Here is a 24,745-nt window from a genome sequence, read left to right as displayed (position 1 = left end):
CCGGCGAACGGCACGCCACGATTCGTTGGAGATCGACATGGCCCTGATCTTTCCCCGTCTCGCCCGAAATTTCGTGAAAAACGGCTACTTCCCGACCGATGCCGTCACGCTCGGACGGATCATCCCGGCGCTCGCGCTGGCCGATCCAGACCGCCCCGTACGGCTGCTCGATCCATGTTGCGGCGAAGGCGTCGCGCTGCACGAGCTAAAGGACGCACTGGGAAGGCAGTCCGCAACACCTGATGCGATCCGCGCATTTGGCGTCGAGTATGACCGCGAGCGTGCATGGCACGCGAAGGATGTCCTGGAGACCGTGGCACACACCGACATCCAGGACATGTTCATCACCGCCCGCAGCATGGGGCTGCTGTTCCTGAACCCGCCGTATGGCGACGTCGTATCGGACAAGGCCCAGACTGGCGAGCGGCAGCCGGACCGTCTGGAGAAGCTCTTCTATCTGAAGGCGGTTCCCTGGCTCGCGTTCGGTGGCGTGCTCGTGCTGATCGTGCCGTACTACGTGATGGACCGCGAGTTCGCCACGATGATCGCCCGGAACTTCACACGCGTCGAAGTGTTTCTCGCCCCCGACCAGACGTTCAAACAGCTCGTCCTCTTCGGCGTCAAGCGTCGGGCGGATGGTGTCGACACTGCACTCGCCGCACGTCTCGCCCGCATCAGCGACGGCGAACTGCCACCTGAACAGCCAGAGACCTGGACGGCACAGCCGTACTGCATTCCATTGGCCGCCGGTGAACAGGTCTTCATGTCCACACGGATCGATGCGCCGCAGCTCGAGCACGAACTGCAACGCCTGCAGCACGCCACGCTCTGGCCGCAGTTCGCTGCGATGTTCGCAGCAAAGGCGGTCACGCCTCGCCGTCCCCTGCGCGACCTGTCCGACTGGCACCTCGCCCTCGCGCTTGCGGCCGGCCAGATTACCGGTGTGGTCACCGGCGTTGATGGCACACGTCTGCTCATCCGCGGCGACACCATCAAGCAGAAAGAGCAGGAAGTCCAGATCGAGCAAACGGACAAAGGCGATATCCGGACCACGATCCTGATGCGCGACCGGTTCGTTCCCACGATCGCGGGCATTGACTTCACGCCCGGCCCGAATCTCGGCCGCGTTGTCACGATCCGCTAATGCGGGTCACTTCTTCAACCCTGCGGGGCCTGGCCCCGCAGGGGGCGGGTTCCGCCTGCAAGGACACCCGAATCATGACTGATACAAGCCCCACGAACCAGCCACTGCCTGCTTACCTGGTCGGCTATAGCCTCGACCACACGCACCGGGTCGTCGTCGGCATCCGTGCCGCCAGCGCCGAGGCGGCCTGCGCCATTGCGCGTGCGGCATTCGACGCCGGTACGTTGTGGGATGACGCACCGAACATGCCGCTGCTCTACGACGACTATGAGGAACTCGACGGACAGGTCCTCAGTTTCGATGCGACGGGCGTCACGGCATGGCCGGCCGCCGACGTCTCGGTCCGTGCTGTGCGACTGCACGCAGCCGCACACCAACTCCTCGCGTTCGCACGACTCGTCGACGAACGATTGCCTCAAGCAGCAGCGATCGAGACCTGGCATCCCGAAGCCTTGATGTCGACGACCCTCACGGCCGGACAGGTCCGTGAACTTCGCGCCTTGCTCGAAACGCTGACTGGCTGCTGACCGCGGCCTTTCGTTCTACACCTCTGTGCGCCCTGTCTCCAGGGCGCTTTCCCCGACCGTTCACCAGGACACTCAAGGAAAGCGCTTCGCGCTGCACGTTTTCCCGCTGGTCTGCCGGTAGCAGACCCGTTGTCGCCCGTGACGCGACACCTTCAGCCGTACCCCAGCTGCTCTTTTCCGGCGCCTTCGTCTGCGCAGCGGCGGCTCCCTCGCGGACGCCCCGGAATTTTCCTTAACCCGCCCGGGTCAGCGCCCGGTGGGTGCGCCGGGCATTCACGCTGGAGCACCCCATGCTATATCCCATCAAGGAACTGCAGGACATCTTCATCGATGCCTGCGTGCGTGCACCCGACGGCGAGCTCGCCTTCGTGTCCGTATTCGGTCGCGATGGCGCCGTTCAGCAGCTTTACGCCTCGCTACATCTGGGCGTCCAGGAGGGCGGCATCCGTCAGATCACCCTGCTTGACCCCGACAGCAGCCAGCCGCTCGTCACCGTACCTATCGGCGATCCGCGGCGGCTGGACAAATACAGCGGTCGTCTGCCGAAGGACAACCTCTTCGGCAACCTCGTGCATACGTGGATCTACGACGACTCGCTGCTGACACCGTCAAAAGCCACCGGCTCGGCATGGCTGCTGGTTGACCGTGAGACGCAGGCGCACGACGAGGCGTCGCTGGAAGCACGCGTGTGGTCGCTGATTGAACAGCTCAGTCCGATACCGCTGCTGCCGCACTGGCGCTCCCTGGTCCTCGCCAGCCTCGGAGCGCAAATGGTCAGCAGGCTCGACGAGACACCTTACTCACCCGTCGGACGCATCCACGCTTTCCGGATCGCACTCCCTGGCTCCTTCACCCAGGCGATTTCCAGCTTGGTCCGCAGCGGCGCGCTCGCAATCGACTAACCCCTCCGCCGGTCTTGCCGCCCCTGGATGCGCTGGCGGCCCTCTCTTTATTTTCCTAATCTGCGGGACCTGCGCCCCGTCCCGGGGGCACGTGGCCCGCATCTTCTGGAGACGCATCATGGAAGATCTGCAATCCGCCGTCGTCGACGGCGATGCCGAACATGACGACATCACAGCCGACGACAACGCCGGCGACGTGATCGCCCTGCCGGACTTCATCTCGAACTTTGGCGCCGGACTGCTCGATGCCGTCCGCCAACAAAACCCGTCGATCTACGATGGGCAACGCCCCTCACGATGGGACGCACTGCTCGACGAACTGTCGCGACAACCGTTCCCGGCGCAACGGGAAGTCATTCACGCGATCACGACACTGTTGACGCAACACGCACCGGGCGGTGTCATCAATGCCGAAATGGGTACCGGTAAGACGCTGATGGGCATCGGCGTTGCCGTCCTTCTCCACCATTGCGGCTATCCGCGCACGCTCGTCATCGCACCGCCGCATCTCGTCTACAAGTGGCGTCGCGAAATCAGAACGACGGTGCCGGGTGCACGCGTCTGGATCCTCAATGGCCCGGACACACTGCGCAAGCTCCTACAGCTTCGTATCATGCGTTCGAGGCCAACGGTACCCGAGTTTTTCATTCTCGGCCGCGTGCGCATGCGCATGGGATTCGACTGGAAGCCTGCCTTCGCGCGCCGCGTCGCAACGCTCGATATGGAGACTGACGCAATCACGCGCGTATTTGCCTGCTGCCCTGCCTGCGGCGAGTTCGTGTGCGACGAAGACGGCAATCCGCTGACACCTACCCAGGCTCGGCCGGCGCTCAACGAGAAGCGTCGCGCGTGCGGTTGCGGCGAACGCCTGTGGACTCTGGCACCGAAAGGCCAGGGCACGCGGTCGATGCGTGAGCTCGTGAAGGGAGCGCTGCTACAGATGCCGACCGTCGGCGAGAAAACCGCCGAACGCCTGCTCTCCCGCTTCGGCGAATCGATGCTCGCGGACATGCTGCAGGACAACGTGTTCGAGTTCATCAACCTGATGGACGACAGCGGCGAACTCGTGTTCTCGGACCGGCAGGCGAAGCGCATGGAGCGCGCCCTCGCCCATACCGAAATCTCGTTCGGACAGGGCGGCTATCAAGCCTCAGAGTTCGTTAAGCGGTATCTGCCACAGGGCTACTTCGGTTTGCTCATCGCCGATGAAGGCCACGAATACAAGAACGAAAACTCCGCCCAGGGCCAGGCAATGGGCGTACTCGCCCGGAAGGCGTCGAAAACGTTGCTGCTCACCGGGACGTTGATGGGCGGCTACGCCGACGACCTCTATCACCTGCTCTATCGCCTGAACCCGACCATGCTGATCGACGACGGGTTTAACTACAACAGCAACGGCTCAATGGCGGCCGCAACAATGGCGTTCATGCGCGAGCATGGCGTGCTCATCGACATCCACAAGCAGGTCGACGAAGGCTCGCACCGCACCGCGAAAGGCGACCGCAAGAGCGTCTCGACGGTGAAAGGTCCGGGCTTCGGCCCCAAGGGCATCATGCGGTACGTCGTGCCGTATACAGCCTTCCTGAAGCTCTCGCAAATTGGCCAGAACGTCCTGCCGCCCTATGACGAATCCCTGCTGCCAGTCGCGCTGACTGAGGAAATGGCGGCAGCGTATCGCTCGCTCGAATCGACACTGACATCAGAATTGCGCGCGGCGTTACGCTGCGGCGACAAGAGTCTGCTCGGCGTGGTGCTCAATGCGCTGCTCGCGTGGCCGGAATGTTGTTTCCGGCCCGAAATCGTGCGGCACCCTCGCACGAAGCGGATCCTGGCCAGCGTGCCTGCATTACTGCGCGACGATCAACCCGGTCCCAAGGAAGAAACGCTGCTGCGACTCGTGCGCGGCGAACTGCTGAACCGCCGGCGCACGCTCGTCTATACGACGTATACCGGCACGCGCGACACGTCGGTGCGACTGAAGAATCTTCTCGATGCGGTCGGTGTCAGGGCATCCGTGCTTCGTGCGAGTGTGCCTGCGGAAAAGCGTGAGGACTGGGTCGCCGACCAGCTGGAGCGTGGCGCCGAAGTCATCATCACGAACCCCGAACTGGTCAAAACTGGCCTCGATCTTCTTGAATTCCCGACGATTGCATTTCTTCAGTCCGGCTTTAATACCTACACGCTTCAACAGGCTGCACGCCGGAGCTGGCGTATCGGTCAGACGCATGACGTCACCGTGCGATTTCTCGCTTACGAGGCCACAACGCAGATGCGGTGTCTGAAGCTGATGGGACAGAAGATTGCCGTCTCGCAGTCCACCTCCGGCGACATGCCCGAGTCCGGTCTCGACATCCTCAATCAGGGCGGAGAGAGCATCGAAGTTGCGCTCGCGCGGCAACTGGTGAGTCAGGAATAACCGGAACCTCATCTCCTAACCCATCCCCTCATGGAGGAATTCATCATGATCCACCTCATTGCAGCGGATCTGCGCCCCGTCATCTGCGAAGCCCGCAAACAGCAATGTCGAATCGTGCTGGTCAAGGATCACGGCGTCTACATGCTCGCGGAGAGAGGCGAAATCGACAACGGCCGGCGCAGCATCATCGCGTGGGCTGTCGAATGCAATCCCGATACGGTGCCATTCGACGACTGGTGGGAGCGCGCCCGGGCAGAATTCGGCGGCGATGATTTCGTCGAGTATCTCGATTGCAACGATGCGGTCTTCGACCTCGTGATCGTCGCAGGCTTCGATCTCCAGATCGAAGCCGATACCGGCTACGTCTACCTCAACGCTGTCGCCCCGCAGTCCTGAAGGTCGCGCTCCTTTTCGCTCCCATTCAAAGCGCCTGATCCCTTCCGGGACCGGGCGCATTTTTTTCCGGTTCATCGCGGATTTCCGTGGATGCCGCTGATCGCCCCCTGCGGCCCGTCGACCCGGCGCGACATATAGGGCGGCTTCCAAGGTGCAACGGACGTTCGTTGACTCGCATTGCGAGACTGGAATTCGGCCAAAGCCGCCGTTCGTCCATTGACCTTGCTATGTCCGCTATCCGCTTCAGACCAGCCGATCGCCGACGGCAGCGGTGAACATGTGCGTCCGATTTCGACGAATGCGTACTTTCGGTATCCAGATGTGGGCGCGACACGTGCCGCCGGTCGCGCGTTATGCGGCGTGCCAGCATATGTAATCCTTTACGATCTGTTTTTTTTCATCTAGCATGTTCCCACACACCCGTATTCAAAGGTCATAACCCCAATACACAGCGCATTCAGGCGGTCTTTTTGGCCGCTTTTTTGGATATGATTTGTAATCGATTACCAAGCTGGGCGAATGAGTGGAGGCTCATGGATGTCGCGCCCGCGAGGCTTCTATCCTTTCCGGATGCAGCGCCGCCAAACCAATGTCTGTCTGTCCACATACCTTGGAACCTGTGACTATCATGAACACCATCCGCACCACCGGGGCTCGGCAGATCCCCGTCAGCAAAGCGCTGCGCACGATGCTGAAGTTGATCCTGCTGGGCGCCTGCGTCGCCACCGGCATCAACAGCGCCATCTCGCCTGCCAGTGCCCAGGAGCCCGCCTTCGCGTCGATCCGCAAGGCCGGCGAGCTACGCTGCGGCGCAGCGCTTGCGCCTCCCTTTGTAGTGCGTGATCCCAAGACCGGCGCTTACAGCGGGGCGTTCAGCGACCTCTGCCGGAAGTTCGGCGAGGACGTTCTGAAGGTGAAGGTCAGGTTCGTTGACACGACATGGGACGACATGGTGGCCGGACTCCAGACCGACAAATGGGATCTGGCCATGTCGATCAACCGGACGCCGGCGCGGGAACAGGTCATCAATTTCTCGACCGCAGTACTGCGCAACGATACGGATTTCGTCTACAGCCGCTCCGACCCGAAGCTGCCCGCACAGATCAGATCGGTGGCTGACATCGACAAGCCTGGCGTCGTCATCGCGGTGGTCCAGGGCACCACCGATGACAGGGCCATCACACCGGCGATCAGGCAGGCACAGATTCTTCGCCTGCCTGACGCTGACAGCACCCGCCTGGCCGTGATTTCCCATCGGGCCGATCTGCTTGCCGACCAGTCCGAACCGAACCTGATCTTTCAGGCCGCGCATCCAGACTGGGCAGCAATCTTCCGGCCTGACCCGCCCTTCAACCTGCAGGATGTTGCCTTCGGCCTGAACAAGAGCTACACGCCGGCTGACCTGAACCTGCTCAATCAGTTTATCGAGCAGCAGACGAAATCGGGCTTCGTGCAAACGCGCGTGGACGCTGCGGTGAAGCAGGCGGCGCAATCGGTCAGGCAGTAACCATTCTGGCTGCACCCGTTGGCGAGGAAGGAAATGGAACAAGTGATGAAAGTTGGCCGGCAGACGATGGACGACAGCAGCGCAGCACCATAAGGCGTCCGCATTCGGCTTCACCAGGCCGAATGCGCGCAGCAACGCCGCGCTCACACCGAACAGGGCATTGAAGTTGAGGCCGCCAAGCGTCATCGACCTCACCTGCCGATCATCGCATTGTCCCCTTCCAACGGCTTATTTTTCGACATCTCCTTAAAGAGAATGAATTCATGGAAGATTTGAAAGGCAAGGCAATATTGATAACCGGCGCCTCTACGGGCATCGGTGCGGCATGCGCGAAAGCGTTTGGCGCATTAGGCTGCAGGGTGGCCGTGCACTACAACACGTCACGCGAAGCCGCGGAGGCAGTCGCCGTGGAGGCGGATCGTCTGGGCGGCGATACCATCGTGGTTCAAGGCGATTTACGGCACACTACGGACTGCGAACGAGTCATCAAGGAAACCGTAGAACGCTTCAAAGGCATCGACGTCTTGATCAACAACGCAGGCGGCTTGGTCAAGCGCACGTTGGTCGCCGAAATCACCGATGAGACGTTCGATGATGTGATCGACGTCAACATCCGCTCGATGATCATGTGCACCAAGTTCGCCGTGCCGCACATGAAAAAGGGGGCTGCCGTCATCAATGCCACCAGCATTGCTGCGCGAACCGGCGGCGGCCCAGGCTCGAGCCTGTACGGCGGATCAAAAGGGTTCGTCAGTACCGCGACCCGCAATCTGGCTAAAGAACTGGTCGGTCAGGGCATTCGCGTCAACGCCGTGTCACCCGGCGTGATCACCACACCCTTTCATGAGAAGTTTTCCTCTCCCGCGCTACTTGAGGCGATGCGTCAAACCATCCCTATGGGTCGCGTTGGCACCGCTGACGAGTGCGTCGGCGCGTTTATCTACCTGGCCTCCGAAACATTGTCCGGCTATGTGACGGGACAGGTAATCGAAGTCAACGGCGGCCAGTACATGGCTTGACAAGGGGGTACTGTCAAGTTGTCGAGCGGTACGCGCTCGAACCCACCGTATGTAAGCATGCGTAATTTAAACGGCAAGTCGCTCCAGCATGGGGCGCCATACTTTTCGCGCAAAATCTGGCGCTTTGATCCTGAAAAATCATATTGATCAAGTACTCGCGACATCGCTGATTGCGCGAAAGCGACCGAACGGCCGAGGCTTGCTGCAAGCGGCTCTGCGCGCTGCTATCGCCATATTCTGCACGGAAAGTACGACAACCCCTCATCGTGGATGCGAATTCCGCCTTGCACCTTCACTCCCTTTGCCTTTACAAAACGAACAGGAGTTTCCCAAATGATGAATCGAGACAACCCCGTCTGGCTGATTACTGGTTGTTCCACAGGCTTCGGCCGCGAACTGGCGAAACTGGTGCTGGCACGCGGCTGGCGCGCAGTCGTTACTGCACGGGACCCAGCGAAAGTGGCGGACATTGCCGAGGGCCACGCTGAGCGGGCACTCGTGCTGCCGCTCGACGTCACCCAGCGCGCGCAGATCGACGAGGCCGTTAAAGCGACGCAGCAGCGCTTCGGACGCATCGACGTGCTCGTCAATAACGCCGGCTACGGTTATCTCGCCGCTATCGAGGAAGGCGAAGACGAAGCGGTGCGCGACATGTTCGAGGCTAACGTGTTCGGCCTCGTCGATATGACCAAGGCCGTGCTGCCGGTGATGCGCAAGCAACGTAGCGGCTTGATCGTCAACGTCTCGTCGATCGGCGGTCTAACCAGCTTTGCCGCTACCGGTTATTACCATGGCACCAAGTACGCGGTGGAAGGCATTTCCGAATCGCTGGCGACCGAGGTCAAGTCGCTTGGGATCGACGTACTGATCGTCGAACCCGGCCCGTTCCGCACCAACTGGGCAGGCTCGTCGATCAAGCAATCGGCGACCCAGATCGAGGATTACGCCCCCACCGCGGGCGAGCGTCGCAAGCAGACCGTCGCGCGCAGCGCGCAACCAGGCGGGCGATCCGGTGCGCGCCGCACAGGCCATCATCGACGCCGCACTGTCAGACACGCCGCCGTTGCGTCTGCTGCTCGGCAAGCCCGCGCTCGAACTGGCGCGCAAGAAGCTCGATCTGCTGCGCAAGGACTTCGACGCATGGGAAGCGACGACCGTGGGCGCGGATTTCCCGGAGGGGACGAGGTGACGTCAACGTGTTCTCAGATCAGCCGCCAGCGCCGACGCTTTCAAGGTCGCCCTTGGGACAACCCCTGATCTGAGTGTGTAATCATTTACGATCTGTTTTTTTCATCTAGGGCTAAGCTGAACAAGCCACTAAATCGGCGACGTGTCAGCGACTTGAACGTCGCCAACTCATGAGGCCGAGCTTAAGCCATTGCTTTTCGGCCCTCGCAGGCCTGTTGGGCGGGCACTTTGCCCGCCTTTCGCCCACTATGGGCGTACCGGTGCCATCAGTTTCTTGCGCGACAGGTAGACGTTCGCCAGCGCGATCGCGACGAACGCCCGGTTGGCGTTGGCGGATTCAACCGGTCGATGCAACACAATGAACGTCGCATGAGCGGCGGGGGTGTTGCAAATGAAACAGAGGCGCCGGATCTATTACAGCGAAAGCCAGCAGGCATTGATGTGGGAACGCTGGCGTAAAGGCGAGTCGTTGCAGCACATCGCCCAGCTATTTGACCGCAATCACTCGTCAGTACAGGGAATTCTGGCGCAAACTGGAGGAATCCAGCCGGCACCCCGCCAGCGATCCAGGCTGGCGCTGACGCTTGCCGAACGCGAGGAGATTTCGCGAGGTCTCGTCGCGGGCGATTCGATTTGCGCGATGGTACATACGACGGTGTATACGGAAGCCGATGGGGCCTGCGTGGGAGTGAAGCTCTCGGCGGCGGTCTCAGCGCGATCTTCAAACTGGAGAACGGTTTCAGCCTCGAAAACGGTCAACTCAGGCAAGGTGGCCTTGAATTTGGGCGGCAAGCGTATGTCGGATTGTCTGACGCGAAGTTGGGCACAGTGACGCTCGGCCGGCAGTACGATTCTGTTATCGACTACTTGCAACCGGTGACGGCGCCGGGTCAATTCGGGGGTCTCTCGAGCATTGGAGCGCCCGTCACGCTTTCCCAAGCCTCGAGGGCCAGGGCGTGAAACGCCCACTCCTGCTTTGCGTGCGCGTGATAACGGCAATCCATGAACAGATAGCTGACGTGATCATGGACGAAAGCAAAACGTTGCAGGTGACGCGCTAATTTGGAGCGGCGCATCACCTGCAACCCCCCAACAAGGTGACAATACCCGTGCGACCCTCGTTTGCTATCGTGCGGTGTAGCCGCCGTCCACCGTGAAAATCGCTCCTGTCGCGAACGAAGACTCTTCCGACGCGAGAAACAGAGCCATCGTCGCTATCTCGTGCGGTTGGCCCATCCGGTTGATCGGCGCCCGCGCCTTCAGTCCGTTGACAAAGCCCTCCGGATCGGGCACTTCCTTCAGCATCTTTTCGTAGTAGCTCGACCAGATCACGCCCGGTGCGATGCTGTTGATGCGAATGTTCTGATCTGCATGATCGAGCGCCATGGAGCGAGTGAGAGCGGCGACTCCACCCTTCGATGCGACGTAGGCGGCTCGGTCGGGAATTCCACACATCGCCGCCGTGGACGAGATGTTGACGATCGCCCCCTTGCCGCGCTTTGCGATCTCGGGGATCGCATACTTTGAACAGAGATAGACACTTTTCAGATTGACGTCGATGATCCGGTCCCAGTCCTCTTCCAGCGTACTCACCACGCTCCCCCGGATACCGAGTCCGGCGTTATTGACCAGAATATCGAGGCCACCGAATGCTTCAACGGTCGCGCCGACGGCATCGCTGATCTGCTGGGCGATAACAACATCGACACCCACGGCGAGGGCGCGGTCGCCCAGCGCTGAAGCGACGCGCCGTGCCTGCTCGATATTGCGGTCGGCAACGACCACCTTGGCCCCTTCCTTAACGAACAGTTCGGCGGTTGCCGCTCCGATTCCAGAGGCTGCGCCGGTTAAAAGTGCTACCTTTCCTTCAAGTCGCATTTCGTTTCTCATCACTAGATTGAATGTTCAAGGCGACGGAAAACCGCGTCTTCGATGCTCATTGCAGCGAGCCAGGAAGTCCGCGGATTGTCCGGTAATGGGTTGTTTTCGAGGCGGATTGTCAGATGTCCGAAGGCGCCGACTGCCTCGACTTCGTGTACGTTTCTGTCGACCCCAGGGTCGGCCATCATGGTGACGATCGTTCTTTCGAAACCGACACCAGCTAGCGCGACGGCTGCAGTGACATTGGCGTTCCTCGGATAGAGTCGGGCCGACTCGCTGGCGGTGCCGTCGAAGATGACAGTAGGTTTATCCATCGCAACCAGGTCAAATTGCGTCTCTGCGGGTGATCCGATCCAAGCTTTGGGCGGTTTGCGGCCCGTGTACCGTACGGAGTCGAGTCCACCCATCCTAGCTGCGTGCAGCGCATCGATGCCGCCGATCGCGCCGGAAACCAGCGTCAGATGTGAGCCCCCGACCTTCATAGCGTCATCGATCATTTCCCGGAGAAACGGCGAGGACAGGGCACCAACCGACACGACGATGGCATCAATCCCGTGCCCTAGAAGAGGAACTACCGTCTCCTCCACTGCCGCATGACCCGCGCACTCGACCGCTAGTGTCGGGTGCCACCCAACGAGAGCATCGACGTCGTGGAAGATCTCGATTCCGAAAGTTCGCTTCAGCTGATCGGTGTCGGGTGCATCGGCGCGAACAAGGCAGCAAAGTTCGAACGGTGTCGTGCCCAGCGCCTGCAGCGCCGTCGCGACGCGTCTTCCCATTGCGCCCATGCCAATAATTGCAATCCGTTCACGGCCCACTGCGGATTCCTTGGCCGTTCCACGCGGCAGCCGGCCATGCGCGGAGATAGTCATGTTGACCTCGCATCCAGAAAAGCGGCCACCTGGCTCGCAAACGCTTCCGGATTGACCTGAGGGAAAAAATGACCACCCTCAGCCTCGACGAGCATTGCGTTGCCGATGCGGCGCGCGAGATCTTCGGAATGGTAAAAAGGGACAATGAAGTCGTCCCGGGCGCCGAGGATGAGTGATTCGATCTCAAGGAAGGAGAGCTCGTCCGAGCGCTCATAACCGAGGAGCATATCGATGCGACGCAGAACCGTCTGCACGTCGAACTGATCTTCGCCCTCGAACTGCAAGGGACCCGCGGCCACATGCTGTTCGTACCATCGGGCGTCATAGCCGCTGAGCCGCGCGAACGCTGAATAGGCCCTCGTACCGAGTTTTTCGAGCATCAGGCTGCGCAGAACGAAGAGATCCCTGAAACGGCGGTCGGGTTTTGCCCAGCCTCCGCTGAGTACGATCTTCCTGCACCGCGCGCGGTGGTCAAGCGCCAGCGTCTGTGCGACAAGGCTGCCGGTCGAGTGGCCCACCGTATGCGCGTTACGCACGCCTTCTGCGTCAAGCACCTCGAGCGCCGCTTCCGCGATCAGGGGAATGCGCTGACTTTCGACCTTCGCACTGCTGCCGACGCCGGGATGATCGAACGAGATCACACGAAAGCGTGCCGATAGCAGTTCTGCGACTGGCCGCCAGAACGATGCGTGACCGCCAAGACCCGCGATGCACAGAACCGCATCGCCACTTCCGACGGTCTCGTAATAGACGCCCGACCCCGTGTGGCCTTCCATCAGTGATCCCTCTTGGCCGGAACGGTGAAGACTGTGCGGGCTTCGATTTCTGCTACGTTCGACGGCCGTGCAAAGGATTCAGGGACTGGCTCGCCAGGCGTGCGTTGCCGGCCGATCTCGCGAAAGAACGTTTCGAGCCCTGACGGCAGGAAGAACCACGCCCAATGCAGGTCGACGTCACCATCGTTAATGAAGGTGTGCGTACGCAGTTTGCCGAGGAAAAGCGTCATGCCAGGCTCGAGCCGATGCTCCTCGCCGTCTAGGATGGCTTTGCCGCGGCCGGCGATAAAGTGCAGCACCTCTTCATTGTCGGTATGCGAGTGCAGCCGGACGAACCCGCCGGGCGGCACGGTCTGGGTTCCGGTAGAAAAGGGGCGATCCATCGGAACGAGATGCGGCGCCACGTGTACGGACGCGTAGCCGTTGGCCGGTTGCGGTTGCCAGTAACTTTCTTCGTCGCGTGGATGCACGAGGAGGAATTTGCCGCCCGCCCGTGCTGCCTCTGTTTGTGCCGATGATTTCGACGACTCCTTTTCAGCGGGGTTATCGCTCATGCTGACTCTCCGTTCAAAATGACGTGTAATGAATTGTCGAGAAATCGATTACACCACAATGGCAGCGATTGATGCCTACGATTGCGGGCGCAAACTGATCACCATTTGCCGTTTCAGCATCGACCGAGTAATCGATTTCAAATTTATGCCGAATTCTGCTGCGCGTACGACTCGATCAGGCTCTCTGTTTCCAGAGATCGTTCAGCGTATAGCCGGTCGGCAAGGGATCCGAGTCATCGAGGACGTATTGATGAAACCCCGTGATCCACGCACCGCCTGTTATCGCCGGGCGAATGCCGGGTTTACCTCCGACCGTTAGCGTCTCAATGATCTCACCGGTGTACTCGGTTCCAATGATCGACTTATGAAGGAACTTTTCGCCGGGCGAGATCAGACCGCGCGCATGCAGCACCGCAAGCCGGGCACTCGTCCCTGTGCCGCAGGGCGAGCGATCGAGTCTGCCCGGCGATACGATTACGCCATTCCTGGAAGACAGGCCCGCAGGCGTGCGCCCGATCGGCCCGGCAAACATTGTCTGATTGATGGTGTGAATCTCAGGCATTTCGGGATGCACCGCCGGTATCTGCTCCGCCGCCGCAGCCTTGATCGTTTCGCCAATTTCCACCATGTCAGCGGCTTCATCGGGCGCAACTGAAAATCCGGCTGACGCCGCATTGACCAGCACGTAAATCATTCCGCCGTACGCGACGTCCACCGTAAGCGTGCCCAAGCCCGGAACCTCGAGGGGAAGATCCAGCCCGAATACGAAACAGGGCACATTGGCAAAGCGCACGTTCAGGCATTTTCCGTCGCGACACTCTGCTTGCACTTTGACAAGTCCGCCCGGCGCTTCGAGAACGAGATTCGTGTAGGGTTCCTGCATTGGTAACATGCCGGTCTCCAGCAACGCCGTCACAGTGCAGATGGTGTTGCTGCCGGACATCGGTACGTAGTACTCCGATTCCATGATGACGAATCCTGCATCGGCCTGGGGATCGCAGGGCGGCAGCACGAGATTGACGGACTGGGTCACGCTGCCTCGCGGTTCCTGCAGCAGGAACTTGCGCACGTCGTCCGCTTCGGTCTCGAGATAACGCATCTTCTCGAACATCGTTTTTCCAGGCACGTCGAGTACACCACCAGTTATTACATCGTTCCGCTCTCCGGCCGTGTGAACGCCGACAACCGTGATCATCCGCTTCATTTTCATAAGCTTCTTTCCATATCTGATGCGGCGTAACCGCAAATTGCTGCCGGTCGACCGCGGACCAGCAGCGTTCTCTTTCGACTAGAAGCGCTGCAGCACTTTTCGTTCGATTCCGCTGACGCATCGCGTAAGCGGAAACGCGACGGCGAAGTAGATGAGCGCTGTGCTGGTGAGTACTTCAACCGGCCTTGCACTAGTATTCGCGATGTTCTGGCTGACAAACATCAGGTCTGCCATGCCGAGCGCGGAGACCAGCGCACTTTCCTTGAACAGGCTAACGACATTCGACAGCAGAGTCGGCATCGCGCGGATAAAGGTCAGCGGCAGGACAATGTGTGTAATCCGCGTCATCCTGCCGAGACCGAGCGCAACGCAGGCGTCCAGTTCTTCCTTCCTGATCGACGCGAGCGATCCACGGAATGTTTCGCATGTGATTGCGCCCATGTACAAAGACAGCGTCGTAATCGATGCGGCGCGCACGCCGATGTCAACATGAAGAAGGAGCGGTAGACAGAAGAAAAACCAGAACAGCTGCACGAGCAGTGGCGTGCCACGAAATACTTCAACGTATCCAGTGACCACAGCACGCACAGGAATGGTCCCGTAGGTGCGCAACAGGCTCGCGATGAAACCGAGGACGATCCCGGCGACCGACGACGCTACGGTAAGCTCGACCGTTAGGGCCAGCCCAGCAAGCACGGGCTGAATGTACTCCATCAGGAATAGGAAATTGAACTTCATCGTCTGTCACACCGAATAGTGAAGAGCGCGCCAACGCTCGACGCCGCGCAGGATCTGCGCGACAGCCAGCGATACGGCCAAGTACAGCAGCCCAACGGTCGTAAAAACCTCGAGTGGCCGATAGATCTCGGACGCAAGCTCCTTGCCGTGATACATCAGTTCCTGGATCGCTACGACGGAGAGAAGGGATGTCTGCTGCATTGCTAGAATGCCGTTTGTGGCAAGCACTGGAAACGCGAGGCGAAAAGCGTGCGGCAGAACGATGTAGATCGCGCGTTGAAGCGGTGAGAAACCGAGCGCGACACCGGCATCGTGCTGCTCCGTCGGCACTGACTGGATACCCGCGCGGTAAGCTTCGGCGTTGAATGCGGTCAGGTTCAGCGAGATGACCAGGATGCCCATCGTCAGCGGAGTCAGAAAGACGTTGAAGATGATCGGCACACAATAGAAGAACCAGACCACCTGCACGAGCGCCGGCGTGCATCGGAAAAATTCGATGAACGCGGAAACCGGGGCGCGAACCAGCCGTGAGTTAGCCTGCGACAGCATCGCAACGACGAAGCCGGTGACGACGCCGATCGCGTTAGCGCAAAGCGCGATCACCAATGTGATCGCGAGGCCGTGCCACAGAGCGTCCAGCCCGGATGAGATCGAAGAAAAGTCGAAGGAGTAAGTCACAGTGCACCCCTAATCGACGTGCAGGACATTGTTGAGAAACTCTCTGGTCCGGGCATGCTGTGGGTTCCTGAACAGTTGCTCGGGCGTGCCGGACTCGATCACGACGCCGTCCGCACAGAAAAGTACGCGGGACGCGACCTTTTTCGCGAACCACATGTCATGCGTGACCATGATCATCGGCATGCCTTGTACGGCGAGCTCCTGAATCACGAGTTCCACTTCCGCGACCAGCTCGGGGTCCAGCGCGGACGTGACCTCGTCAAACAGCATCAGCTTCGGGTCGAGCATAAGGGCGCGTGCAATCGCAACGCGCTGTTTCTGCCCGCCCGAAAGCTGCGCCGGATAGGCGCGAGCCTTTGTTTCGAGCCCCAGGCGCTCCAGCAGCTGGAGCGCCCGCTTTTCGGCCACGTCTCGTGCTTCGCCTTTTGTCTTGCAGGGGGCGAGGGTGAGATTGCGCAGGACATCCAGATGCGGGAAAAGCGTGTAGTGCTGGAACACCATGCCAATCCGCTTACGGATCGCCAGATTCATGCGGGTCTGCCCGGACTTCGGGCCGACAGACAAATAGGGCTGACCATCGAACTCGACGCTGCCGCCATCGATCTTCTCGAGGCCCATCAGGACTCGCAGCAAGGTGCTTTTGCCGCCGCCGCTCGGCCCGATCACGACAAGGCGGTCGTCGGGCTGCATGTCGAAATTGAGCCCCTTCAGGACTTTCAGGGTCGGGCTGTACTGCTTGCAAAGGTCCCTCATCCGGAGGAGCGGATGTGCTCCGGCATGAGGGCGCGTTTGTGCCATTTCCCGCTCTTCCTGGAAGGGTGCTGCGCTGCTGTCGTCCATCGTCTGCCGGCCAACTTTCATCACTTGTTCCATTTCCTTCCTCGCCAACGGGTGCAGCCAGAATGGTTACTGCCTGACCGATTGCGCCGCCTGCTTCACCGCAGCGTCCACGCGCGTTTGCACGAAGCCCGATTTCGTCTGCTGCTCGATAAACTGATTGAGCAGGTTCAGGTCAGCCGGCGTGTAGCTCTTGTTCAGGCCGAAGGCAACATCCTGCAGGTTGAAGGGCGGGTCAGGCCGGAAGATTGCTGCCCAGTCTGGATGCGCGGCCTGAAAGATCAGGTTCGGTTCGGACTGGTCGGCAAGCAGATCGGCCCGATGGGAAATCACGGCCAGGCGGGTGCTGTCAGCGTCAGGCAGGCGAAGAATCTGTGCCTGCCTGATCGCCGGTGTGATGGCCCTGTCATCGGTGGTGCCCTGGACCACCGCGATGACGACGCCAGGCTTGTCGATGTCAGCCACCGATCTGATCTGTGCGGGCAGCTTCGGGTCGGAGCGGCTGTAGACGAAATCCGTATCGTTGCGCAGTACTGCGGTCGAGAAATTGATGACCTGTTCCCGCGCCGGCGTCCGGTTGATCGACATGGCCAGATCCCATTTGTCGGTCTGGAGTCCGGCCACCATGTCGTCCCATGTCGTGTCAACGAACCTGACCTTCACCTTCAGAACGTCCTCGCCGAACTTCCGGCAGAGGTCGCTGAACGCCCCGCTGTAAGCGCCGGTCTTGGGATCACGCACTACAAAGGGAGGCGCAAGCGCTGCGCCGCAGCGTAGCTCGCCGGCCTTGCGGATCGACGCGAAGGCGGGCTCCTGGGCACTGGCAGGCGAGATGGCGCTGTTGATGCCGGTGGCGACGCAGGCGCCCAGCAGGATCAACTTCAGCATCGTGCGCAGCGCTTTGCTGACGGGGATCTGCCGAGCCCCGGTGGTGCGGATGGTGTTCATGATAGTCACAGGTTCCAAGGTATGTGGACAGACAGACATTGGTTTGGCGGCGCTGCATCCGGAAAGGATAGAAGCCTCGCGGGCGCGACATCCATGAGCCTCCACTCATTCGCCCAGCTTGGTAATCGATTACAAATCATATCCAAAAAAGCGGCCAAAAAGACCGCCTGAATGCGCTGTGTATTGGGGTTATGACCTTTGAATACGGGTGTGTGGGAACATGCTAGATGAAAAAAAACAGATCGTAAAGGATTACATATTCAGACCGGTATTGTCCCAAGGTCGTGCAAGGGAGCGATGTTCGGAAGATGAATCAGCTGCAGAAACACCGCCGAACATGCGGTGCTCGACGTGCTGGCGCAAACTCGGCGTGACCCGCACGCGGCCAGGCGTCTGGTGCACAAGATGCTCAGGAAGCACGGCCACGCACTGCGTTGGTTGATCACCGACAAGCTCAAAAGGTATGCGCCGGAGAACAGGGTTCTCGGACCGAAGGGTAAACAACGCCGGCACACGGGGCTGAATAACCGGGCGGAACAAGGGACGGAAACGATATGCGCGTGCGCTGGCTTAAAGCTCAAACCCATAAAGCCCGCCATTCATGAATGCGCTCCGTCGAGCAGGCCCCGAAAACCTGGCAACCGGCCAATCCTTACAGCGTGTTCGGCATTTACTGCGCCATCCGGCACGGTACCGGCGAGCAGAGATCTGATCTGCCTCACCGTGTCGAATGCCTGATGTTCGATGGCCTGTGGCGTGAGGCCGCCTACGTGGGGCGTGGCGACTACTTTCGGATGGCAAGCCAGTGCCGGGCTCGGCATCTGGTCCGGAGCGCACCCGACGTCTAGAGCCGCACCCGCGATTACGCCGGAATTGAGTGCGTGAATCAGCGCCTCCTCATCTACGAGTTCGCCGCGCGACGCATTGACGAAATAGGCATCTGGCCGCATGCGCGCAAACGCAGCCGTATCAAACAGATCGGCCGTCTCCGGGGTCGCCGGTGCAAGACACACGACAAAATTCGCGCGCGCCATTACCTCATCAAACGAAGCGTGTTCGACACCCGACTCGATCGCCGGCGCAAACGGATCACACACCATGACTGACATGCCCAGTGCCAGACCCAGCGCACCAAGCCGCCGCCCGATGAAGCCATATCCGACCACACCAAGCGTCGCGCCACGTAACTCGATCCCCATCTGGATCGCGGGCACGCAGCCCTCTCGATATGCAGACACGGCCGCGCTAATCCCGCGGCTCAGATCGATCATCACACCGACGATCCACTCCGCCACCGATGCATCGAAACCAGGCGTCGCGCGCGTGACAAGCACGCCGTGATGGCTGGCGGCAGTGACATCGATATTGCGGATATCCACGGCAACCCGGCAAAACGCGAGCAGTTCAGGCAGGTGTTCGAAGAGGCTGGCGGGCGCGGCGACATCGCGGCTCGACACCACGATGTCGTGACGGGCCGCGGCGCGTACCAGCTCCTCAGGCGCGAGCGGTCGAGCTTGTGAATTCAGGGTCACCTCGCCTAAGGTCCTCAGTTGCGCGAGCGCCCGTTCGCCGTAGTAGTTCTTCAACGCGTTAGGGCTGTGCGTCAGAAAAATTCTGGTCATATCAATGTCCTTGACTTCCTCGCACAGGTAGGCGCGGCAGCCGACTGCCGCTCACCCCAGATACAGCGCCCTCAACACTGGCAAAACCCCGCAACCAGTAGTTGCACGGTAGTCACCATCAAGCGATAGCTCTGGAAGGCGTTTTTGCGGCGATGATGCGGGGAACGCTCGTTGATTCCCTCACAATCAACTGTGTGTCTAGCCGCGCCGGCATGATCTTTTTCCCCATCGTCAGGGCGCCGATGAGGGACCGCGCGGCGTGACGGCCCATTTCCGCTGCCGGGACTGCGATAGTCGTCAGGGCCGGAGAAAAAATGGTCGCGTAATCGTCATCGTCGAAGCCGACGACCGAAATGTCTTCCGGCACGCGCAGACCCAAACGCCGACATTCCGCGATCGCGCTTAATGCGAAAACGTCCGCATTGCAGACCACTGCGGTCACTTCGGGAAATTCATGATGGATCTGCCGCATTGCGTCGGCGCCTTGCATCATGGCCGCGCCGTAGCTCTTTTCAACGATATGGATTCCGTCATTCAGGCCGTGCGCCCGCATGGTTTCTTCGAACCCGCTGACGCGGGCCTGTTGGCGATCGTTCCCAAGGAGCGGACCAGCGACCATGGCCATCTGCCGGTGACCTAGTCGAATCAGAAACTCCACTGCCTGCTTCGTCGCCGTGAAATTATCGAAACCGATCGCCGGCACGATCTCATCGTCGTTGTATGAATAGGTCGTCACGCAGGGAATCTGCTTCTCTTCGAGATAGCTTCTGAGCCGTGGATCCTCCATCTTGCCGACCAGCAAGAGCGCCTCAGCGCCGCGCTCAACAATACTTTTGACAGTGTCGAGCATGTTCCGGTTGTCGAATCCGGTCGTCACGACGAACACGCTGTATCCAGCCGCCGTCAGCTGCTCCTCGAAGGCGTGCGTCAAGCGCGCAAACATTGAATAGTCGAGCGATGGGATCACTGCGCCGATGATAAAAGACTTCTGCAGGCGTAGCGCCTTCGCAGCTGGGTTCGGGCTGTAGCCCAGTTGCCTTGCCGCGTTGTGGACCTTTTCCCGGGCCGCCGTGCCTACCCGGTCCGGGACGTTGAATACACGTGAGACGGTCGCGACCGAGACACCCGCCGCCTTTGCAACGTCGAAGACGTTCGATTTCGCTTTCTGTCTGTTCATGGCTTAGCAGGATGAAATCGGGGATGATTCCCTTCTTCCTATTTTTACAAACAAGTCTATCACGCAGCGACAATTTGGAAAACGATTACACGCATGCACGAAAGGCCCTGGAGGGGGGCGTCGCGATTGGGTGGACCCGGGACCGACCGCCGCGAAGGAAATCACAAAGCGGCGGGGGATTGACGTTGGAGGCGGTCTATGAGCGGCGCTACCGGTGGCTGGCGAAGAGCGTGGCGGGTCTCTCGGGTGCGCCGTAGCGGTGCACCGTCGAAGCGGGTTTTCCGCCCGGTGTTGTTCAGCCCCTTGTGCTGGCGATGCTAGAGGTTGAGCGGTAGATACCGGTTCGACGCGTGTAGCCGATCACATCGGGCGGAAACCGGCAACAGGGGTAGGAAATGGTGACGGTGGCTGGCGCACGCTGCGGCAACCTGGCAATACCAGTGGGCGGAGTACCTTCCGGTGACAATCAGTTCGAGTACCCACACGCTGCTAGTGTATTTTGCCTTCGATCGCTAACGTGAACTTATGACCAGGGTATTGCAAGGGTACCGCGTCGCGCTTGTAGTAAAGCGTCAGAAGTCTGCAACGGAACGGGCTACCAACCCATTCTAACCAAGTTACTGTTCAGAGTCGACGGACACATCCGCTGAGATTCGACCGGACGTTCGCGGCTGTTACGTGGCGAACGCCCAGTCAGCGGCAGATAGCGGACGCGTTAGCTCCGATGCGCGGTCGGCGGCTGCGGCCGAAACGCCTCTGCCACTCATTTGGTCAAATTTCGATGTGAACCAGCCGTTGAGTCACGATGGTTGGGAATGCGCTGGCGGCAACAATCGGCACGATTGTGAACAGGGGCGAGAGCGTAGTTTCACAATGGAACTCCCATCGTTCCCTGTGGGAGTCTGCCATGAAGACCGAACAATCCCGTGAAGCGTGGAATAAAGGCAAGCTGGTCGGCCAGAAGCCATCGCTCAGACCCAAAGACGTCTGGGCCATCCGGATCCACCTTCAGAACGCTCATGCTGTCCGCGATCTTGCCTTGTTCAACCTCGCAATCGACAGTAAACTGCGTGGCTGCGATCTTGTCAGTCTGCGAGTTCGCGATGTCACTCACGTCAACCAGGTCTTGCCGCGGGCGCAAGTCGTTCAGCGAAAGACCCAGCGTCCCGTCCAATTTGAGCTGAGTGAGCCGACCCGGTCGGCAGTCCGCGCGTGGCTTGACAAGGCCGCCCTGCGATCGGAGCAGTACCTCTTCCCGAGTCGACTGTCGGCGTCCCCGCATCTTTCCACCCGGCAGTATGCCCGGATGATAAGTCGATGGGTGAGCGCAGCTGGACTTGATCCGACAGTCTACGGCACCCATTCGATGTGCCGTACGAAGGCGACCTTGATTTACAAACGGACCAAGAATCTCAGAGCCGTCCAGTTGTTGCTCGGCCATAGCAAGATTGAAAGCACAATCAGGTATCTTGGCATTGAAGTCGATGACGCGCTGGAGATTTCCGAACAAACTGAACTCTAGTGCAGTCAGCGCTGGTCGCACGACGTGATGTTGCACGCGCATTCGTGCGGCCACTTTCTGTCGCGCCTCTTTCCGGCGAAGCGGGCAAGTTGTCGCCGCTCACCCATCCTGCGAAACCGTCACCAGAATGAATGGCGTGCATTGGAGATCCGCCCGAGGACCGTCGAGTACAGTTCGGCCGATGCCGACCTTAGAGACGGTTTCATAAAGACTGCTGAACGCGCTGAAGCGTGTTCCAGCAGATCAAGCAACAGCCGAGTTTGAGGAACGCTTCGTGAATGTCAGCGCGACGTTCGAAGCGAATACGTAGACGTCGGAAATGATGCAGCCAGGCATGTGTACGTTCGACAACCCAACGGACTTTCCCAAGGCCACTGCCGTGCGGGTGGCCACGCCGCGCGATGCTGGTGGGAATACTGCGCTCGTGAAGAGCGCGTCGGTATTTGTCGTGGTCGTAACCTCGGTCGGCGTAGACGCGGCCAGGACGGCTCAATGGCCGCCCGCGCCTGCCACCGATCGGCACGATGGCCTCAATCAGCGGAATGAGTTGGGTGACGTCGTTCCGATTGGCGCCAGTCAGGATTGCCGCGATGGGCGTTCCGTTGGCGTCGGTGGCGAGGTGGTGCTTGGATCCGGGTCGCGCTCGATCGGTGGGGTTCGGACCAGGCAGTATGACTTTCCGTGAGGTACAGGCTGGCCTGACGTGAAGAGTCAAACGCGGGTTAGCATTGCTGCCAGAGCCGCACGGTGTGGACTGAGCCACACCCGGCGACTTCCACCACGGAGGCCAGCATGGAACACGATAGCACGGTATACGTTGGGTTGGATGTCCACAAAGAGTCGATCACTGTCGCCTACGCGGTCGGGATGGGCGATGTGGAACTGCTGGGCAGGATCGGCACTACCAAGGGCGATATCGATCGTCTGTGTAAGCGTCTGCGTTCCAAGGGACGATGTGTGCGTGTCGTCTACGAGGCAGGACCGTGCGGTTATGGACTCTACCGTCAGCTGGTCGCGGAAGGATTCGAATGTATGGTGTGTGCGCCGTCGCTGATCGCAAAGAAACCTGGTGAGCGCGTGAAAACGGACCGACGTGACTCGATCAAGCTGGTGCGTGCACTGCATGCTGGTGATTTGTCGGCCGTGTATGTCCCGGGGATTGAAGACGAGGCTTTTCGGGACCTGGCCCGCGCGTGGGTAAGCGCCAAGGATGATATGAAGCAGGCACGGCAACGACTGAAGTCGTTTCTCTTCTCGCACGGGGTTCGATATCCAGGCAAGGCTGACTGGGGACCTTCATATCGACGCTGGGTAAGCCAACATTCCTTCAGCAACGAGTGGCAACAACTGGCATTCGAAGAACATCGCCGTACTCTTGGGGACCGGATAGCGCAATGCGATCGTCTTGAAGCGGCTTTGCGCGACGCGGTGGTCAACTGGCGGTTCCATCCTGCCGTCCTGGGATTGCAGGCAATGCGTGGTGTCCAGTTCACCACGGCTGTTGGGATGCTCGCCGAAGTGGGCGACCTCTCCCGCTTCGAGCATCCGCGACAACTGATGGCTTGGCTTGGTGTGACGCCATCGGAGCACTCCTCGGGCGATAAGCGGCGGCAAGGCAGCATAACCAAGACCGGCAACAGCTATGCCAGAAAGTTGTTGATCGAGGCAGCCTGGAGCTACCGACATCAGGCTCGCGTGAGCGAGAACATTGGACGTCGGCACGCCGGTCTCCCCAAGCGCATCATTGATCGCGCCTGGGACGCACAGGTTCGACTCTGTCGGCGTTATCGCAAGTTAGCTGCACGCGGGAAGAATGCCAATACCGCGGTCGTGGCGGTTGCTCGGGAACTCGCCGGATTCATTTGGGACATTACACGACTGTCGATGTCGCTCGCCATCCCGCGTATTGAACTGACTGCATGAACTTGACGATCATTTGTAAGAGTTTCCTGAAGGCGGCGTAGCCCGGTACTCGAGCAACCCGCGCAAAAACATCGCAACGGGCATCGCCCGATTTGCGTGCCTAGGAAGCGGCAGGCTCTTGAGACGGACCTCTGTAATGCGGTAACCAACCCGCGGATATCAGTGTGCTGCTACGCCGCCCTCAGGGAATTCAAATGTCCAATGCAAAACCGAAAACCGATCCAGATTGACATGGAAAGTCATATCAGTTTTTTGCCCGCCCCAACCGCGCGAAACGAGGACGAATCCACGACCACGCGAGAAAAGTCGATGTTGTCCACTGCTCGCAGCCTCGCCAGAAGCACTGCGTGCAATCGATCCCATACGCCGGCTTGTTGCCAATCGCGCAGCCTTCGCCAGCAACTGACGCCGGAGCCGCATCCCATCTCGGCTGGCAAATCTCGCTACCGGATACCGGTCTTTAGCACGAACAGGATGCCGGTCAACGCAGCCCGATCCGGAACCGGCTTGCGGCCCGGATACTTGAAGCGCCGTGGCTTCGCTGCTGGTAGCAGTGGCTCGATCAGTGTCCACAGTTCGTCGTCGATGATTGGTTTGCCCATCTCCTCGATCCTGTTGTCACGACGATCGAGGTTAACAGGTTGTGTTCCGGGTTAACAGCCCCTACGAAGCCTTTTTGAAACCGTTTCTTAGGGCGGGCTGGATTCTACGTCGGCAATGTGATGGATTGCCGACGGTAGCGGCGTCGAGCAGCCGGGCGACAGCTTCCGGCATCGCGAGCTCACACTTCCGTTTAGGTTTATTCGATGCCTGCCCTCGAGCACGGGCTCATGAGCGAACGACAACGCGTACGGGCAGGCGTTGAATAAACCTCGAGGAAGGAAACCGCGGAGTGGTCCGAGGCGGCC

Annotated in this window: 20 protein-coding genes and 6 pseudogenes; 13 read left to right on the top strand and 13 right to left on the bottom strand. The window is 60.0% G+C overall.

Going from position 1 to position 24,745, the window contains the following annotated elements; genetic code table 11:
• Window positions 1–37: 37 nt before the first annotated feature.
• The 10 genes and pseudogenes from OKW35_RS25675 to OKW35_RS25630 all read left to right on the top strand — a co-directional run.
• Complete coding sequence (locus tag OKW35_RS25675; protein ID WP_429553504.1) at window positions 38–1,144, top strand: DUF6094 domain-containing protein; 1,107 nt, start codon at window positions 38–40, stop codon at window positions 1,142–1,144.
• A 74-nt stretch (window positions 1,145–1,218) separates the two neighbouring features.
• Window positions 1,219–1,671, top strand: coding sequence for a hypothetical protein (locus OKW35_RS25670; RefSeq protein WP_429553503.1), 453 nt, complete (start codon window positions 1,219–1,221; stop codon window positions 1,669–1,671).
• A 290-nt stretch (window positions 1,672–1,961) separates the two neighbouring features.
• On the top strand, window positions 1,962–2,573 hold the full coding sequence (locus OKW35_RS25665) for a hypothetical protein (RefSeq protein WP_429553502.1): 612 nt from the start codon (window positions 1,962–1,964) through the stop codon (window positions 2,571–2,573).
• Between the two features lie 118 nt (window positions 2,574–2,691).
• Window positions 2,692–4,989, top strand: coding sequence for an SNF2-related protein (locus OKW35_RS25660; RefSeq protein ID WP_429553501.1), 2,298 nt, complete (start codon window positions 2,692–2,694; stop codon window positions 4,987–4,989).
• Between the two features lie 45 nt (window positions 4,990–5,034).
• Window positions 5,035–5,385 carry a DUF3085 domain-containing protein gene (locus OKW35_RS25655; RefSeq protein ID WP_429553500.1) on the top strand — a complete coding sequence of 117 codons (351 nt, stop codon included), beginning with the start codon at window positions 5,035–5,037 and terminating at the stop codon, window positions 5,383–5,385.
• Window positions 5,386–6,013: 628 nt separating this feature from the next.
• On the top strand, window positions 6,014–6,892 hold the full coding sequence (locus tag OKW35_RS25650) for a transporter substrate-binding domain-containing protein (RefSeq protein WP_429553490.1): 879 nt from the start codon (window positions 6,014–6,016) through the stop codon (window positions 6,890–6,892).
• A gap of 263 nt (window positions 6,893–7,155) precedes the next feature.
• A complete protein-coding gene (locus OKW35_RS25645) occupies window positions 7,156–7,911 on the top strand; it encodes an SDR family NAD(P)-dependent oxidoreductase (protein WP_429553499.1) in 756 nt (251 codons plus the stop codon).
• Between the two features lie 333 nt (window positions 7,912–8,244).
• Window positions 8,245–9,100 (top strand): annotated as a pseudogene (locus OKW35_RS25640) (oxidoreductase).
• Window positions 9,101–9,490: 390 nt separating this feature from the next.
• Window positions 9,491–9,733 (top strand): annotated as a pseudogene (locus tag OKW35_RS25635) (IS30 family transposase); the annotation flags it as partial.
• Between the two features lie 29 nt (window positions 9,734–9,762).
• Window positions 9,763–10,005: pseudogene (locus tag OKW35_RS25630) on the top strand (porin); the annotation flags it as partial.
• 219 nt (window positions 10,006–10,224) lie between these two features.
• On the opposite strand, the gene OKW35_RS25625 reads toward OKW35_RS25630, so the two are convergent.
• The 9 genes from OKW35_RS25625 to OKW35_RS25585 all read right to left on the bottom strand — a co-directional run bounded on the left by OKW35_RS25625 (window position 10,225) and on the right by OKW35_RS25585 (window position 17,593).
• Entirely contained in the window at window positions 10,225–10,977 is a 753-nt protein-coding gene (locus tag OKW35_RS25625; protein ID WP_429553498.1) for an SDR family oxidoreductase, read from the bottom strand.
• Window positions 10,978–10,991: 14 nt separating this feature from the next.
• Window positions 10,992–11,852, bottom strand: a complete 861-nt coding sequence (locus tag OKW35_RS25620; protein ID WP_429553497.1) for an aspartate dehydrogenase — start codon at window positions 11,850–11,852, stop codon at window positions 10,992–10,994.
• On the bottom strand, window positions 11,849–12,628 hold the full coding sequence (locus OKW35_RS25615; RefSeq protein ID WP_429553496.1) for an alpha/beta fold hydrolase: 780 nt from the start codon (window positions 12,626–12,628) through the stop codon (window positions 11,849–11,851). The genes OKW35_RS25620 and OKW35_RS25615 overlap by 4 nt, the downstream gene beginning before the upstream one ends.
• A complete protein-coding gene (locus OKW35_RS25610; protein WP_429553495.1) occupies window positions 12,628–13,182 on the bottom strand; it encodes a cupin domain-containing protein in 555 nt (184 codons plus the stop codon). Before OKW35_RS25610 ends, OKW35_RS25615 begins: the two co-directional genes overlap by 1 nt.
• Before the next feature lie 175 nt (window positions 13,183–13,357).
• Window positions 13,358–14,392: a proline racemase family protein gene (locus OKW35_RS25605; protein WP_429553494.1), complete on the bottom strand. Its 1,035-nt coding sequence runs from the start codon at window positions 14,390–14,392 to the stop codon at window positions 13,358–13,360.
• A 78-nt stretch (window positions 14,393–14,470) separates the two neighbouring features.
• Window positions 14,471–15,130: an amino acid ABC transporter permease gene (locus tag OKW35_RS25600; RefSeq protein ID WP_429553493.1), complete on the bottom strand. Its 660-nt coding sequence runs from the start codon at window positions 15,128–15,130 to the stop codon at window positions 14,471–14,473.
• A 6-nt stretch (window positions 15,131–15,136) separates the two neighbouring features.
• Entirely contained in the window at window positions 15,137–15,808 is a 672-nt protein-coding gene (locus OKW35_RS25595) for an amino acid ABC transporter permease (RefSeq protein WP_429553492.1), read from the bottom strand.
• A gap of 9 nt (window positions 15,809–15,817) precedes the next feature.
• Window positions 15,818–16,681, bottom strand: a complete 864-nt coding sequence (locus tag OKW35_RS25590; protein WP_429553491.1) for an amino acid ABC transporter ATP-binding protein — start codon at window positions 16,679–16,681, stop codon at window positions 15,818–15,820.
• A gap of 33 nt (window positions 16,682–16,714) precedes the next feature.
• Window positions 16,715–17,593, bottom strand: a complete 879-nt coding sequence (locus OKW35_RS25585) for a transporter substrate-binding domain-containing protein (RefSeq protein WP_429553490.1) — start codon at window positions 17,591–17,593, stop codon at window positions 16,715–16,717.
• Between the two features lie 342 nt (window positions 17,594–17,935).
• Between OKW35_RS25585 and OKW35_RS25580 the strand changes: the two are divergent.
• Window positions 17,936–18,121: pseudogene (locus OKW35_RS25580) on the top strand (IS6 family transposase); the annotation flags it as partial.
• 71 nt (window positions 18,122–18,192) lie between these two features.
• On the opposite strand, the gene OKW35_RS25575 reads toward OKW35_RS25580, so the two are convergent.
• Together OKW35_RS25575 and OKW35_RS25570 are read right to left on the bottom strand one after the other, a co-directional pair.
• A complete protein-coding gene (locus OKW35_RS25575) occupies window positions 18,193–19,215 on the bottom strand; it encodes an NAD(P)-dependent oxidoreductase (RefSeq protein ID WP_429553489.1) in 1,023 nt (340 codons plus the stop codon).
• A 118-nt stretch (window positions 19,216–19,333) separates the two neighbouring features.
• Window positions 19,334–20,392, bottom strand: a complete 1,059-nt coding sequence (locus OKW35_RS25570; RefSeq protein ID WP_429553488.1) for a LacI family DNA-binding transcriptional regulator — start codon at window positions 20,390–20,392, stop codon at window positions 19,334–19,336.
• Window positions 20,393–21,299: 907 nt separating this feature from the next.
• Between OKW35_RS25570 and OKW35_RS25565 the strand changes: the two genes are divergently transcribed.
• A complete protein-coding gene (locus OKW35_RS25565) occupies window positions 21,300–21,914 on the top strand; it encodes a tyrosine-type recombinase/integrase (RefSeq protein WP_429553487.1) in 615 nt (204 codons plus the stop codon).
• Window positions 21,915–22,116: 202 nt separating this feature from the next.
• On the opposite strand, the pseudogene OKW35_RS25560 reads toward OKW35_RS25565, so the two are convergent.
• Window positions 22,117–22,578, bottom strand: a pseudogene (locus OKW35_RS25560) (IS5 family transposase); the annotation flags it as partial.
• Between the two features lie 128 nt (window positions 22,579–22,706).
• Here OKW35_RS25560 and OKW35_RS25555 point away from each other — a divergent pair.
• Complete coding sequence (locus tag OKW35_RS25555) at window positions 22,707–23,837, top strand: IS110 family transposase (protein WP_429553486.1); 1,131 nt, start codon at window positions 22,707–22,709, stop codon at window positions 23,835–23,837.
• Between the two features lie 248 nt (window positions 23,838–24,085).
• Here OKW35_RS25555 and OKW35_RS25550 read toward each other — a convergent pair.
• Window positions 24,086–24,439: pseudogene (locus OKW35_RS25550) on the bottom strand (transposase); the annotation flags it as partial.
• Window positions 24,440–24,745 lie beyond the last annotated feature (306 nt).

Source organism: Paraburkholderia sp. MM5477-R1, assembly GCF_050436385.1.
GTDB lineage: Bacteria > Pseudomonadota > Gammaproteobacteria > Burkholderiales > Burkholderiaceae > Paraburkholderia > Paraburkholderia tuberum.
This window is presented reverse-complemented; position numbering and strand designations above follow the sequence as displayed.

Bases quoted from the DNA above. Each gene is read 5' to 3' on its own strand.
- OKW35_RS25675 (WP_429553504.1), top strand. From the start codon at position 38: ATGGCCCTGATCTTTCCCCGTCTCGCCCGAAATTTCGTGAAAAACGGC.
- OKW35_RS25670 (WP_429553503.1), top strand. From the start codon at position 1,219: ATGACTGATACAAGCCCCACGAACCAGCCACTGCCTGCTTACCTGGTC.
- OKW35_RS25665 (WP_429553502.1), top strand. From the start codon at position 1,962: ATGCTATATCCCATCAAGGAACTGCAGGACATCTTCATCGATGCCTGC.
- OKW35_RS25660 (WP_429553501.1), top strand. From the start codon at position 2,692: ATGGAAGATCTGCAATCCGCCGTCGTCGACGGCGATGCCGAACATGAC.
- OKW35_RS25655 (WP_429553500.1), top strand. From the start codon at position 5,035: ATGATCCACCTCATTGCAGCGGATCTGCGCCCCGTCATCTGCGAAGCC.
- OKW35_RS25650 (WP_429553490.1), top strand. From the start codon at position 6,014: ATGAACACCATCCGCACCACCGGGGCTCGGCAGATCCCCGTCAGCAAA.
- OKW35_RS25645 (WP_429553499.1), top strand. From the start codon at position 7,156: ATGGAAGATTTGAAAGGCAAGGCAATATTGATAACCGGCGCCTCTACG.
- OKW35_RS25625 (WP_429553498.1), bottom strand. From the start codon at position 10,977: ATGCGACTTGAAGGAAAGGTAGCACTTTTAACCGGCGCAGCCTCTGGA.
- OKW35_RS25620 (WP_429553497.1), bottom strand. From the start codon at position 11,852: ATGACTATCTCCGCGCATGGCCGGCTGCCGCGTGGAACGGCCAAGGAA.
- OKW35_RS25615 (WP_429553496.1), bottom strand. From the start codon at position 12,628: ATGGAAGGCCACACGGGGTCGGGCGTCTATTACGAGACCGTCGGAAGT.
- OKW35_RS25610 (WP_429553495.1), bottom strand. From the start codon at position 13,182: ATGAGCGATAACCCCGCTGAAAAGGAGTCGTCGAAATCATCGGCACAA.
- OKW35_RS25605 (WP_429553494.1), bottom strand. From the start codon at position 14,392: ATGAAAATGAAGCGGATGATCACGGTTGTCGGCGTTCACACGGCCGGA.
- OKW35_RS25600 (WP_429553493.1), bottom strand. From the start codon at position 15,130: ATGAAGTTCAATTTCCTATTCCTGATGGAGTACATTCAGCCCGTGCTT.
- OKW35_RS25590 (WP_429553491.1), bottom strand. From the start codon at position 16,681: ATGGAACAAGTGATGAAAGTTGGCCGGCAGACGATGGACGACAGCAGC.
- OKW35_RS25585 (WP_429553490.1), bottom strand. From the start codon at position 17,593: ATGAACACCATCCGCACCACCGGGGCTCGGCAGATCCCCGTCAGCAAA.
- OKW35_RS25575 (WP_429553489.1), bottom strand. From the start codon at position 19,215: ATGACCAGAATTTTTCTGACGCACAGCCCTAACGCGTTGAAGAACTAC.
- OKW35_RS25570 (WP_429553488.1), bottom strand. From the start codon at position 20,392: ATGAACAGACAGAAAGCGAAATCGAACGTCTTCGACGTTGCAAAGGCG.
- OKW35_RS25565 (WP_429553487.1), top strand. From the start codon at position 21,300: ATGAAGACCGAACAATCCCGTGAAGCGTGGAATAAAGGCAAGCTGGTC.
- OKW35_RS25555 (WP_429553486.1), top strand. From the start codon at position 22,707: ATGGAACACGATAGCACGGTATACGTTGGGTTGGATGTCCACAAAGAG.